The organism is Pirellulales bacterium, from assembly GCA_035939775.1.
Lineage (GTDB): Bacteria > Planctomycetota > Planctomycetia > Pirellulales > DATAWG01 > DASZFO01.
The window spans coordinates 1-13,554 of the sequence record DASZFO010000016.1 but is presented as its reverse complement, the minus strand read 5'-3'; the positions used below and the strand labels follow the sequence as shown (position 1 = coordinate 13,554).

General features: G+C 62.2%; 10 protein-coding genes and 1 riboswitch. Of the genes, 5 read left to right on the top strand and 5 right to left on the bottom strand.

Annotated features, from left to right (window positions below; translation table 11 throughout):
• Positions 1 to 191: transposase family protein (locus VGY55_00780; protein ID HEV2968489.1), on the bottom strand; the 191-nt coding region annotated here is incomplete at its 3' end.
• 137 nt (positions 192 to 328) lie between these two features.
• Here VGY55_00780 and VGY55_00775 point away from each other — a divergent pair.
• Together VGY55_00775 and VGY55_00770 are read left to right on the top strand one after the other, a co-directional pair.
• Positions 329 to 928 carry an ECF-type sigma factor gene (locus VGY55_00775; GenBank protein ID HEV2968488.1) on the top strand — a complete coding sequence of 200 codons (600 nt, stop codon included), beginning with the start codon at positions 329 to 331 and terminating at the stop codon, positions 926 to 928.
• A 31-nt stretch (positions 929 to 959) separates the two neighbouring features.
• Entirely contained in the window at positions 960 to 3,269 is a 2,310-nt protein-coding gene (locus tag VGY55_00770; protein ID HEV2968487.1) for a protein kinase, read from the top strand.
• Positions 3,270 to 3,289: 20 nt separating this feature from the next.
• Here the strand turns inward: VGY55_00770 and VGY55_00765 are convergent, their stop codons facing one another.
• From VGY55_00765 to VGY55_00755, 3 genes are all read right to left on the bottom strand, one after another.
• Positions 3,290 to 4,069, bottom strand: a complete 780-nt coding sequence (locus VGY55_00765) for an SDR family oxidoreductase (protein ID HEV2968486.1) — start codon at positions 4,067 to 4,069, stop codon at positions 3,290 to 3,292.
• 126 nt (positions 4,070 to 4,195) lie between these two features.
• A complete protein-coding gene (locus VGY55_00760; GenBank protein HEV2968485.1) occupies positions 4,196 to 5,857 on the bottom strand; it encodes a peptidase S10 in 1,662 nt (553 codons plus the stop codon).
• 179 nt (positions 5,858 to 6,036) lie between these two features.
• Positions 6,037 to 7,920, bottom strand: a complete 1,884-nt coding sequence (locus VGY55_00755) for a hypothetical protein (GenBank protein ID HEV2968484.1) — start codon at positions 7,918 to 7,920, stop codon at positions 6,037 to 6,039.
• Between the two features lie 196 nt (positions 7,921 to 8,116).
• Between VGY55_00755 and VGY55_00750 the strand changes: the two genes are divergently transcribed.
• Both VGY55_00750 and VGY55_00745 read left to right on the top strand, forming a co-directional pair.
• Positions 8,117 to 8,584, top strand: coding sequence for a hypothetical protein (locus VGY55_00750; protein ID HEV2968483.1), 468 nt, complete (start codon positions 8,117 to 8,119; stop codon positions 8,582 to 8,584).
• Between the two features lie 582 nt (positions 8,585 to 9,166).
• Positions 9,167 to 9,997, top strand: a complete 831-nt coding sequence (locus tag VGY55_00745) for a hypothetical protein (protein HEV2968482.1) — start codon at positions 9,167 to 9,169, stop codon at positions 9,995 to 9,997.
• A gap of 9 nt (positions 9,998 to 10,006) precedes the next feature.
• On the opposite strand, the gene VGY55_00740 is transcribed toward VGY55_00745, so the two are convergent.
• Positions 10,007 to 11,287 (bottom strand): beta-ketoacyl-[acyl-carrier-protein] synthase family protein, encoded by a 1,281-nt coding sequence (locus VGY55_00740; protein HEV2968481.1) that lies wholly within the window; start codon positions 11,285 to 11,287, stop codon positions 10,007 to 10,009.
• Between the two features lie 435 nt (positions 11,288 to 11,722).
• Positions 11,723 to 11,881: riboswitch (cyclic di-AMP (ydaO/yuaA leader) on the top strand.
• A 133-nt stretch (positions 11,882 to 12,014) separates the two neighbouring features.
• Here VGY55_00740 and VGY55_00735 point away from each other — a divergent pair.
• A partial coding sequence (locus tag VGY55_00735; protein HEV2968480.1) for an APC family permease occupies positions 12,015 to 13,554 on the top strand: 1,540 nt, incomplete at its 3' end.

Here is a 13,554-nt window from a genome sequence, read left to right as displayed (position 1 = left end):
AGATGCCAGACTTCCACCGGCTGAGCGTGCAACCACTGCGCAATCGGCGCATAACCGCGCGCTCCGCATAACAAACCACACACGACCGCCGCCAGCATGGCCGCTAAAGAATGGCGTCGTCCCTGAAGCCCGCGAGGATCGCGAATCTGCTGGAGATCTTCCAGCAAATCCCCTGCGGGGACAGATAACAAGGTGAAACCGCCATGAAAAACAGACTCCGTAAACTCATCGAAATACTACGCACCTTTATCAGAGTGGAAAAGTAGACAGCCCTTCTGTACGGTGCCGGTTGATTGAGACCGCCGCCCGCTGGCAGTAGAATCGGGGGATGATCGAAATCGATGCCGATGCGTCCGTGACGCGGTGGATCGCGGAATTGAAGGAGGGCGAGGCTTCTGCCGCCCAGCGCCTGTGGGAGCAGTATTTTCACCGGCTCGTCGGCTTGGCTCGGGCCAAGCTCACGGCTTCCCCGCGGCGGCTGGCCGATGAAGAAGACGTTGCCCTAAGCGCGTTCAAGAGCTTTTGCCTGGGGGTAGCGGACGGCCGGTTTCCGCAGTTGCGCGATCGCGATAATCTCTGGCCGCTGTTGGTCGTGCTGACCGTGCGAAAGGCGCAAGACCTGGTCAAGCACGAGCGGCGGCAGAAGCGCGGCGGCGGATCGCCCGCTGGCCCGCTCGGCTCCGACGGCGCGGAATGGGAAGCGATCACCAGCCATGAGCCGACGCCCGAATTCGCGGCGATGGTCGCCGAGAACTGCGACCGCCTGTTGGCGATGCTCGACGAACCGCTGCGGCAAATCGCGCTCTTGAAGCTCGAAGCCTACACCAGCGCCGAGATTGCTGCCCGGCTGGATTGCGGGCTGCGGACCATCGAGCGGCGGCTCGAGTTGATTCGGCGAACTTGGCAGGGTGCAGAGATCGTGAAATGACCGGGTGACACGGTGGCAGGGTGGCGGTGGTATGAGTAGTTTGTTGACTTCTCAGATCATTGAGGCGTGCGCGGGTGATCCGCGGCACGATCCGGCGTTGTCGCTCGAATCTCTCGCTCGGATCGACCGACGGTGCGAGGAGTTTGAGCAAGCGCTGCGCGTCGGTAGGCCGGCGGTGATTGAAGAATGCTTGAACGCTTGCAGTGACGTGAGCCGCACTGCCTTGCTCCGCGAGTTGCTAGCTGTCGAACTCGAACATCGCGCGCCAGGCGGTAAACGACCGAGCCGCGCCGAATACCTGGCGAGATTCCCGGAGTTCGAGGCCGTCGTGGATTTAGTGTTCGCAGAAGCGCGCTCGCCCGACGATGCGCTCGCGATTCCGGAATTCCTGGCGAATCATCCGCGCTATCGCGCGCTCAGGCTGCTGGGGCGCGGCGGGATGGGGACGGTCTATCTGGCGAAGCATTTGGCGCTCGACCGCGAGGTGGCGCTCAAAGTCATTCGGCCGGAGTTGCTCACGCGGTCGGACGTGGTCGAGCGGTTTCGTCGCGAGGCGAAGGCCGCCGCACGGCTCAATCATCCCAACATCGTGGCCGTGTTCGATGCCGAAACGGTCGATCATCAGCATTTCTTGGTGATGGAGTACATCGCGGGGGCCGATTTGAGCCGGGTCGTGCGCGAGCGCGGCCAGTTGCCGATCGAAGTGGCCTGCGACTACATTCGCCAAGCCGCCCAGGGTTTGCAGCACGCCCACGACCAAGGGATGGTGCATCGCGACATCACCCCGCGAAACCTGATGCTGACCGGCACGGAGCAGATCAAGGTCCTCGATTTCGGTTTGGCGGAGTTCGTGCGCGACGCGGCGCCGAGCGAAGCCGCCGACCGAAGGATGCTCGTCGGCAGCGTCGATTTCATGGCCCCGGAGCAAGCGGCCGATCCGCAATCGGCCGACATTCGGGCCGATATCTACAGCCTCGGCTGCACGCTTTGGTTTCTGCTCACGGGCCAGCCGCCATTTGCCGGCGGTTCGCTGACCGACAGGTTGCGCCGCCATGCCGAGGAAGCGACGCCGCGAATTGATCAGCTTCGTCCCGAGATACCGGCGGAATTGGCGGATGTCGTCGATCGAATGCTGCACAAGAATCCGGCGGAGCGATTCAGCACGCCGGCGGAACTCGCAACGGCGCTATCGGCGTGTGCTCGACCGGAAGTTCCAGAGCATGGCGAAACACCGACGCAACTGCGACGATTCCCGCGACCGAATCTCGGGATCCTCGCCACCGCGGGAATCCTGTTGGCCGCATTCCTCGCATGGGCAGTTTTCAGCCGTTTTGCCAGCCCTGACGGAGCCTCGCCGACGGCGGCGGAATACAGCGTCCAGTCGCCCGAGGCGCGGCGTCTCTATCGTGAGGGATTGCACTTGCTATCCGAACGAAAGGAACAACAGGTCCACGCGGCAATTGCGCGACTAGAACGAGCCGTTGAGCTGGCGCCGCAGTTTGCTCGGGGCCAGACGGCGCTCGCGGATGCCTATAACCTCTGCGGCGACTACGGCTGGAACTTTGCCGATGATGTGTTTCCCAAGGCCGAGGCGGCGGCGCGGCGAGCGCTTGCCCAAGACGCCAAACTCGCGGATGCGCATCTGGCCTTGGCGTTTGCACTTCACGCTTATGATTGCGAGTGGCAGAAGGCGGAGGCGGAATACCGCAGGGCGCTCGAACTCAATCCGCAACTGGCGGCGGCCCATCATTGGTACGCCTGGTTTCTCGCAGAGCGCGGCCGGCCGCGGGAAGCCGCGGAGCAGATCGATCGCGCTCGCCAACTCACTCCCGATGATTTGATTGTCGTTAACAACGTCGGCAAGTTGATGTATCTGGCCCACGATTTCGCCGGAGCCGCTCGGCAGCACCAGTACGCGCTCGAACTCGATCCGGATTTCCGCAAGGCCCATCGCGACCTGGGGCTCGCTTACGCCGAGCTGGGCAAGCTGGACGAAGCGCTCGCCGAATTGGAAAAATCCCGCGGCCTGTCCGACGACGGCCGCGACGTGTTGGCCGCCGAGGCTTACGCACTGGCCCGCAATGGTCGCGCCGACAAGGCTCGCTCGTTGCTCCCCGACCTCGAGGCGGCTGCCAAGCTCAAGCCGCTCGACTACGAACTCGCCATCATTTACGCCGCCCTTGGCGAACCGGACCGGGCTTTCCAAACGCTCGGCCGTTCCGTGGAATCCCACTCCGCCGCCCGCGCCGGAATGGGAATCGATCCTCGTTTCGACTCGCTGCACGACGACCCACGCTGGCCGGAGCTGATAGCCAGGGTCGCCACTCCCGTCAAAGGATAAAGGAATGAGCCAGTCCGCCGCTATTTCGTGCCGCCGTTGATCGCGATCACTTGTCCGTTGATGAACGCCGCGGCGGGTGACACTAGGAAGCGGGCAGCTCGCGCGACATCGTCCGGCGTGCCCCAGCGGCCGAGCAGCGATTCGCTGGCGGCGCGCTCTTGCCAGTATGTGCTGGCCTGATCGGCCCATTTCGTCTTGATCCAGCCGGCGGCGAGGCAATTGACGCGAACCTCCGGGGCGAGCGAGCGCGAGAGGCTGCGGGTGAAGGCCATCACGGCCCCCTTGGCGGCGGCGAAGAGTTCGCCGCTGTCGCCCGCCATGCCCTGCTCGGCCTGGTCCCAGCCGATGTTGAGGATCACGCCCTGGCCGCGCTCTTTCATCTTTGCCCCGATGAATCGCGACAGGCCGATCGTCGCCGCGACATCGACGCGCCACAGCGCCTCGAGTTTTTGTTCAAAACTCCTTTTGGCCGCTGCGCCGGTGAGCGTATCGGCGCCTGCGTTGTTGATCCAAATGTCGACTTTACCCTGCCATTGCCAGGCCTGCTCGGCGAATCGTTCTTGCTCGGCCGCCTGCGACAGATCGGTCAGCAGCACGTCGGCCCGGCGGCCGAGCGCGCGAATCTGCGCTGCGACCGATTCCGCCCCCTCGCGATTGCGCGACCCGTGGACCAGGCAATCGGCCCCGGCGGAAGCCAGCTCCAGGGCCATCGCCCGGCCGATCCCGCTCGACGATCCGGTGACGATGGCCGTGAGTCCGGCAAGTTCAGAGGCAGCGTTTGGCAACTTGGAATCGGACATGTGGCGATAATTGCGCTTGCGGCGAATCCCGCCAACAACTCGTGGCCGACGCTGCCAGCGTCGGGAAACCGCAAACACCGCCGGTGTAGTGCATGCCCCGACGCTGGCAGCGTCGGCCACGGATCGCTACGGCTTGGCCGTGGCTTTCGTGATGAATTCGGTGATATCCCGTTTCAGCTTCTCATGCGAAGGGCGGTCGATGTACATCATGTGCCCGGCCTCGTAAAACTCATAGCTGATGTTCTTCTGCATCTGGGGGTGCAGGCCGGTGTGGTTCAAAGTGTATTCCACGGAGTAATACGGCGTCACGATGTCATAGTAGCCCGCGCAGACCAGCACCTTGAGATAAGGATTCTTGGTGAAGGCATTGCGGAGCAGGCTCGTGGTCTCGGCGAAGTTGTTTCTCGATCCCCAGTCCCAGGGCATGATCCCCCCGAGCACGTTGTAGACCATGTCGGTCTTGTAGCCTAATTCCGACTGGATGTAATGCTGAAACGCGGCCTCGAACGGCGGGCGGACCAGCGTGCCCGAGGGATCGAACTCCGCCCCGTCTCCGGCATCCAGCGGCGAAGGGCCGGTGAGCCGGCCGTCGTAGCCGCCGATGGTGAGCTTCTTGTCGCGGAGCAGCTCGCGCTGGAAGCGGTTGGTATTGATCCGCAAGTCGCTCTCTTCCACATAGCGCCTCGACAGCCCGGTATAGCGGGCCAGTTTCTCGACGATCGTCTTGCGCTCGCTCGGCGGCAGCTCGTCTCCCTTGTTTAGCGCCGCGAGATATTCGGACATCGCCCAGCCTTCCACTTCCTTGAGCGTGGCGCGCAGATCCTGCTGCAACTCCGGGGCGAGCTTCTTGTGATACCAAGCGTCGGCCGCGCAAGTCGGCAGGTGCAGCGCATACGGCAAGCCGTTCCCCACGCTCGGGCGGAGCATGCCGAAATCGAGCACGGTCGAGATCAGCACGATGCCGTTTACGGCAATCCCTCTTTCGATCAGCGTGCCGGCCAAACCCGCCGCGCGAAATGTGCCGTAACTTTCCCCCGCGATGAACAGCGGTGAGAGCCAGCGGTCGTTGCGAGTGATATACATCCGGATGAATTCTCCGACGGATTGCAAATCCCCCTGCACGCCGTTCAGCCGCCGGGCGATCTCGGTGTTCTTGGCCCGGCTGTACCCCGTGCCCACCGGGTCGATGAACACCAGATCGGTCTGGTCGAGCCAGGTGTGTTCGTTGTCGATGAGCTGGAAGGGTGGGGGCGGCATGTCGCCGTTATCGAGCAGCTTCGCATTGCGCGGTCCCATCGCCCCCATGTGGACCCAGATCGAGGCGGACCCAGGGCCGCCGTTGAAGGCAAACGTGAGCGGCCGCTTCGACATCTCGCCGGCGTTGTCGAGCGTATAGGCCATATAGAAAATGTGGGCCTCGGTCTCGCCGGCGTTGTCCTTGATCGGCATCTGGGCGACCGTGGCCGTGTATTCGAGCGTCTTGCCGCCGACGGTGATCTTGTGATGCGTGACGATCGGTTTCTCGTCGACTTTTTCAGCGACCGGCGGATTGGCCATATTCAGTTCCGCGTTTTCGGATTGTCGCTGCCTGCCCGACGGCGTTCGCGGCTCTTGGGATCGCGGGGCCTCCGTTCGCGGTTCTGTTGTTCGCGGTTGATCCGCGCGCGAACTTTCGCCACGGGCCGGCGCGGCGGCCGGATTCTCCGCGGCCGGTTGCGGCTCTCGCGGGCGCTGCGCCATGACCGGGAGCGACATGAACAGCACCAAGACGAACGGGATGGCTTTCATTGGATGCACCTTAAGATTGAATATGGCGAACAGAGCAAGAGGAACGGAGAGCTAACCGTTGCTACTACACTACAAAGCCGCCGGGCCAATAGCAACCGAATGGAGGGCGTCCCGATTCTGGGGCTGACGCAACCACGGCGGCAACCTCGCCGAGGCTCACTTCTCAACGGCGGAAATTGCTACTTAGCGGCATCGCCCGCCCGCGGCTTCGCATGGGCAGCGGGCGCGGCAGCCGCGTCGGTCTTTGGCGGGGCGACGAGAAGATCTGCAAAGACGATCCTGTCGGAGTCGCCTTTGTAACCCGGCAGATTCTTCGCTGGATCGTTTACGATGGCGCCGAGCAAGAGGACGGGGCTCCCCTGTTCGACATTCGGCTTCTGAGACGTGACGATCGTGAGCGCCGTGCCGCCGGGCAACTCGAGCTGCGATTCAATCAGCTTCCCGCGAGGCTCGATCGCTTTCAACTTCCCCGCGGCGAACAAGCCGCTTTCCTTGCGCCAGGGGGAGTTGATCCACATGGCCGCCAAATTGCCAATCGACGCCAATTCTTCGGGGGCCACTGCGGTATTAAGCGCCGATATCCGTGAGGCCACTCGAATCTTCCAATCCGCTTGCTCGTTGTCACTGCCGGCGGGCACCTTGGCAAACGTGAGCACGGTCGCAAAATGGCTCATGGCCCTGTAATGCGCGACGCGGGCTCTTTTCAATTCGTCGCCGTCTCCGGCTTTGGTTGCAGCCGCAAGTGCCGCGCTCGAGCCATTGGCGACCTCGATGGCGGCGTTCAAATCGTCCAATGAGTATGCGACGTCTGATTTTGGCGAGACCGTCTCGGCCGCGTTTTCGATTGGCTTTTCGACCTGTCTCTCAACGGGTTGTTCCGCGACGTTGTCGGCGGGCGTCTTACCCACATCCGGGCCAAGCTTCACGGGGGGCAGGTCGAGGCTCGGCGGCTTGTTGGAATCGCCAAGTAAATCGCCTTTCCGCGAATTCTCCTTCGAGGAACTTGAATCGGTCGGCTTTGCGGGAACTTCCGGCGGATTCGGCGCCGCATCGGCCTTTCCGTGCGACTGAGCGGCTGCATCAAGTTTGCTCGGCGATTGAGCTGCATCCTCTGCCGCCGTTTTCGCTGGACCCTTCGTCGCCGCGTCGGCAGATTCTGCCGCGGGATTGTCGGCGGCCGCCGGCTTCTCCGCCGTGGCGCTATCGGCCGTCGGCCGGCTCTTTTGCTCGTCGGCAGCCGTGTTGTTGCTCAGACTCGGGACGGCGTCCGGTCCGGAATCGTTCGGTCCTTGGCTCAACAGCGGCTTGGCGTCGCGCGGACGGCTATTGCTTGGACGGACTTTCGGTTCGCGGAGCGATTTAGCGACGACCCAATCGGGAAAGTACTTTTGAACGCCGAACAAATCGGAAATCCCAAAATACAGGAAGGCCGAATATACGAGCAGGCACCCTAGCGCTCCGAATCCAAAGAAAATGCCGATGCCAATCAAGCGGACTGCAAGCGGCGTCTTCTTTTTCTGCCTCGGCAGTTTCGCGGCTGCAGCCGCCATGCCGCCGACAGCATGAGACCCATTCCCTCCGATCCGATCCGGAGAATCGGCCGCTTCGTCAAAGTCGCCGGCCGCCACTGAGTGCTCGTCGGCGAATCGGAATTCGTCATGCTCGTTGTGCTCGCCGCTCCCGGCGACTTCATGCACGTGCTCGATACCCTGTTCCGCGAGTTCGTGGCCCGAGGCGAACGGCAGTCCGTTGTCGTGCTCACCGGCGGGAACGTCCCGTGGAGGGGAATCCTTGTCATGGTCGCCGGCAACATTCATTTCGTCCGCGGCAAACGGGGCGGCGCCGGCCGGCAGGCCGGTCGTCACATCCTCGACCGCCGCCTCTTCGACCTCCCCGAGGGCCGGCGGTGGAACGACTTCGAGCATTGGCGGCACAAAATCGATCGCCGTTTGCAACGTATATTGGGCGCTGCACAGCGGACAACGCACCCAAACCGAAGGGTCGCCCGCGCCTGGCAGCGAAACCTGGCGAAAACAGCGCGGGCAAGTGGCGGCAGCAGACATACGGGCAACTCCCGATCGTTTGGTCAGATAATCTTAGTCTAGCATCGCAACTTGTCTGGCTGCTAGTAGTTTCGGAGCTGCCATGAACTCCTCTGGACGGCGAGGCGCGGATTTGGGAAACTCCGCCCCTCATCTTGTCGGAAATCTCAATTCTGGCTTCCCTCTCAGCGTCGGATTCTCGAAAAGGAGTCGATCCGTGAAGGCCGTCATCTCGCTGTTGGTTTCTTGCGCCGTCGTCGTTGGCGCGGCCCGCGCCGCACGGGCGGACGGCTGGTCGTTGAGCAGTTTGAACCCGTTTGCAAAGAAAGATCAACCGAGTCCGCCGAAAAAGGCCAGCTCCAACTCCAGCAGCGTTCCGCAACTCAACGGCAAGGCGATTCATCCACCGGCCCCGCCGCCGGCTCAACCCTCCATGCTGAGCAAGATCGGCTCAGCGCCGGCGAACATGTGGTCGAAGACGAAACAAGTCTTCACGCCTTCGTCGAAGCCGGCCGCGAGCAGTCAATCGTTCTTGGGAAGCCAGACGAAGAAGCCGGCCAGCACAACCAGCACGAGTGGATCGTCGTGGAATCCGTTCGCCGCGAAGCCAGCTCCCGCCGAGCCGCCACGCACCGCGTCGGATTTCATTGGCTTGCCGCGACCCGGCTTGTCCCAAACGCATTGATTTCACAGAACGATCCGCGCGGGTTCAGCGGCTGAATCGCAAAACTATGCGAGAAGCGACCGATGCAAAAATCAGATCGCTCCCCCACACCACTGAACTTCGCGCGACGGGCTTGGCTCGTCGTAGTCATCGGCGGTTGCCTCGGCCTGGCACTGCCCGGCTGCGTGTCTCCGCTGCCGAACACCGATAGTCGGCCGCAAACGGCAAGCGACTTCATCGGCCGGCCACGTCCGCCGCTGCCGTAAGCGCGCGATTCTAACGGGCGCGTCCGGCGCCGCTGGCGTACCGCATCGGCTACGTGGCGTTGAGTCTATTCAACGATGCTTCGCCTATGATTCTGCCGAAGCCGGGCCAACGAACTGGCGCGTCGCTGCGCCGCAAATTCGGAAGACTCCGCAAATTCTCTCAAGCTCGACGCTCCGCTCCTCGCACTCGCGGGCAAATCCGCCTCGTTGCTCGCGAATCACCGCGTTCGATGCGTGCAATCCCTTCGTGGCGCGGGTATGATAGCATGTCAACTTTTCCCCGGGTATTTCACGCGGCGATTCCATGACGTTTTGGCGACGACCGTTACGCTCGGCCATGGCGCTCGCGATTGGCGCTTGGGCCGGTCTGTGCGCCGCCGCGCCAAGTCGCGCGGAGGAGCCGGCCAGCCCGCGAGAGCTGGATGTCTGGGGGCGTTTTGCCGCCGGGAGCTGGAAGCAGACTCGGATCATTTCCGAGACTCTGGACGATGCCGGCAAAGTGACCGCCACGACCAACACGGATGTCCGCACTTCGATCGCCAGCGTCGATTCCCGTCATGTGACGCTCAAGATCACCGTCACCGTCGAGGCCGGGGGCAAACGTTACGACACCGAACCGCAGACTCTCCAGCACGGTTATTACGGCGAAGGCCCGAGCGAACTCGTCCATCTCCGCGATCTTGGCAAGACCGATTTGACGATCGACGGCAAGACGTATTCCTGCAAGGCGCGAGAGGTGGCATTCGATGCGGGGCGACAGAAAACGATCAGCAAGCTGTTTCAGGCCGACTCACAAGCCCCCTACGTTTTGCGGCGCGAGACCAATTTCACCGATAGCGCCAACTCAGCGGCGAATCACGACGAGACGATGGAAGTGATCATGCTCGATATGCCGTACAAAGTGCGGTCGGAAATCAAGCCGACGGCCTTCGAGCGCACCGTGCAGAAAAACGCCAAGGGAACGACGATCACCGTCGACGTTACCAGCGTGGAAGTGCCGGGGGGCATCGTCATGCGGACGCTCAAGGAACTCGACGGCCAAGGCCGGATCACGCGCCGCAGCACGATGGAACTGGTCGATTACGCGGCCCTCGAAGAAGACCGCCCGGCCGAAGTCCGCTCGCGCCTCTTCCACCGCCGCCGCGAACGCGAGCGCACCCGGCAGTAAGCGACCCGCCTAGGCGGCGCGAGAAACCACCAGTGCCACGTTTTGCCCGCCAAAGCCGAAGCTGTTGCTGAGAATGTGGCGGCAGCGAGCGTCGCGGGCTTCGTTGGGCACATAGTCTAGATCGCAGTCGCGATCGGGGGTTTCGTAGTTGATCGTCGGCGGCAGCGCTCCGCCGCGCAGGGCCATCAGGCAGATGATCAACTCGGTCACTCCGGCCGCGGCCAGCAGATGCCCCGTCATACTCTTGGTGCTCGAGATGGGCGTGCGATAGGCATCCGAGCCGAAGACTTGCTTGACCGCGATCGTTTCCACCTTGTCGTTGACTGGCGTGCTCGTGCCGTGGGCGTTGATGTAGTCGATCTCTTCGGGGTTGAGTTGGGCGTCGTCGAGGGCTCGCTTCATGCAGGCCACGGCGCCGCGCCCCTCGGGATGGATGTCGGTGATGCGGAACGCGTCGGCGCTGGCCCCGTAGCCGGTGATCTCGCCGTATATCTGGGCCCCGCGGGACAGCGCGTGCTCGAGCCGTTCGAGGATTAGAATGCCCGCCCCTTCCCCAAGCACGAAGCCGTCGCGATCTCGGTCGAACGGGCGAGAAGCCTTCGACGGCTCGTCGTTATGCTGGCTCAAGGCCGTGAGCAGGCTCAGGCCAGTCACGCCGAACGTGTGGATCAGGCTGTGCGTGCCGCCGGCAATCATGATATCGGCGTCGCCGCGGCGGATAATCTCCGCCGATTCGCCGATCGCCTGACCGCTGGCCGCGCAAGCGGTGAACGAGCTGACGTTTGGACCCTGCGCATCGAATAGGCACGCCAAATGGCTCGCGGCCATATGCGGCTCGCGCTCCTTTTCAACCGCCGGATCGAGCAGCTCGAAGCCGGCCCGCGCAAATTCCGCCAGATCGACTTGGCCACCGCGGAGCGAACGGTCCATGATCTTGGCGAACTGCCCAAAATCCTGATAAACGTCGCCGGTCCCAAGATAGACGCCGAGACGAGTTGGATCGCGGGCAAAGTCGGATAGCCCGGCGTCGGCAAACGCCTGTTTGGCCGCCCCGACGGCGAACTGTGTTTGCCGCGGTCGATCTCGCCACTGCCGAGGGTTTTCGCCGGAATCCGCGATGTTCCAGTCGCGAACCTCGGCGGCGATTCGAGTCGGAAAGTTGATCGTGTCGAAGAGAGTGGTGCGTCCAATCCCCGATTCGCCCCGCAGCAGCCGTTGCCAAAGCTGCTCGGGATTCACGCCGAGCGACGTGATGCAGCCCAACCCTGTCACTACGACGCGAGGTCTCATGAAGGTCTATCCGTCCATTGTTACCTGGCAAAAGGCGACCAAAGCTTTATCGGACGAGTCGGCCAATCAGTGATCGAGTAAAGCAAACAACCTGCCGTGCGGCAGAGTGAATATCAGAATTAGCCAAACCGAGCAAGTCGTATTTTTCTGTAACTACTGGCGGAGCCATCGTTTATCGCGGTCCGCAACCATGAGGTTTAGAGTTAATCGCCTAAGCGATACGGCCACGCTAACCGCATGATTCGACTCGACTTGGAAATGATGATCGGTAAGCGTTCACGCCGGTTTTGTCCGGTCCAACCATGCCAGCACTCTTTGCGCATTTTACCCAATCGAAATGGCAAGTTCTACTACCCGCCCTGAACCCTGGGGAGCCATTCGGTCGGCGGGGCTTGCGTGAAAGTCCCACCGAGCTAAGATTGGGGGCTCGTGCAGCCTAATTCTTCGCCGAACCTGGCGCAGGAGCGGGGGACCCAGCGGGCCGGAAGCGATTGAAATCGCCGCCGGCCCCGGGGCGAAGATCCGTGGTTCGGATCGGGGTACTTTCCAGCCCTAGCCCGTCAGCTAACCCCGTCGGCAGGCCAGGGCAAGGCGCCCGCGGCCGAAACTGAAAGGGCACTGCTGTCGCACGGGCGTCGTGTCCGGTTGATGATTTGGGACCTGCTGTCCCGGACAAACCTCTATGTCATCTGCTGATGGCGCTCCTATTCCTCCGAGCGGAGGACGGTTGTCTCGCGCTGCGCACGTGATCGTCGTGAACAGCGTGATGTTCAAGTTCATCTCGTATTGGCGGACGGCCGCCGTGGTTCTCTGCGATCTGGCGAGCACGGCCTATTACATCGGCGGGATCGTCGAGGCGTCGATCGGCGCCGCCGCTCCCTGGTTCATCCTGGCAGTGATGCTCTTCAGCTACTGCGTGCGCAGCGTTTATATCGAAAGCTGCTCGCTTTTCGTGCGCGGCGGCGTCTATCGCGTCGTAAAGGAGGCGATGGGGGGCCTGCTGGCGAAGCTCTCCGTCTCGGCCCTGATGTTCGACTATATACTCACCGGGCCGATCAGCGGCGTCTCGGCGGGGCAATACATCATGGGCCTCGGGATCGATCTGTTCGTCTATGCCAACCAATATGCCTTTGGACATCCTCAGTTCGCAGTTGCTGATGACCTCCGCAAGAGCATCACCAGTTGGGGTTCGGTTGTGATCGCCTGCGGGGCCACGCTCTATTTCTATTGGGAGAACATCAAGGGGATTCACGAATCGAGCGACAAGGCCGTCAAGATCATGAAGGCCACGACCGTGATGGCCGTCGTGATTATCGTGTGGTGCGGAGTCACGCTGGCGGTGAACGGAGTGGCGAAGAATGCCGATGGTACGCGCAATGCGCTGCCGATGCTGCCCGATCTAGGACCCCACGATAACTACAACTATGACCCTCCTAAAAAAGAATCCCCGCTCGGTTATTTGAAAGATACCGAGTTCCAAAAGAAGATCGAGCGGCTCTCAGCTCCGGGAACTCCCAAGACCGATTGGCTGAGCATTGTCGGCATGATCGGCATCGCCATCGCCTTCGGGCATTCGATTCTGGCGATGAGCGGCGAGGAGACGCTCGCGCAGGTCTATCGCGAGGTCGAAGCCCCGAAAATGAAGAATTTCAAGAAGGCGGCCTTCATCATCTTCGTGTACAGCCTCGTGCTCACGGCGGGGATCAGCTTTCTGGCCGTGCTCTTGATTCCCGACGACGTGCGAATGTCGCAATATCGCGACAACCTGATTGGCGGCCTGGCGATGCACATGCTCGGACCGCAATGGGCGCAGCTCGCGTTGCGGGCGTTCGTCGTGTTCATCGGGTTTCTGATTCTGTCGGGCGCCGTGAACACGGCCATCATCGGCTCGAACGGCGTTTTGAATCGCGTGGCCGAAGACGGCGTCATGCCCGATTGGTTCCTCAAGCCGCATACGAAATACGGCACAACCTACCGGCTGCTCACGCTGGTCGTCGGCTTGCAGTTGCTCACGATCATCGCCAGCCACGGCGATACGCTCGTGCTCGGTGAAGCTTATGCCTTCGGCGTCGTATGGAGCTTCGTGTTCAAGGCCCTAGCGATGGTGGTGCTGCGGTTCCGCGATCGCCGGCCCCGCGAATTCAAGGTGCCGCTCAATATCACGATCGGTAAGGTCGAGATTCCGATCGGCCTCTCGCTTGTATTCTTGGTGCTGCTGGCGGCCGCTGTGACGAACCTGTTCACGAAGGACCGTGCCACGAAATGGG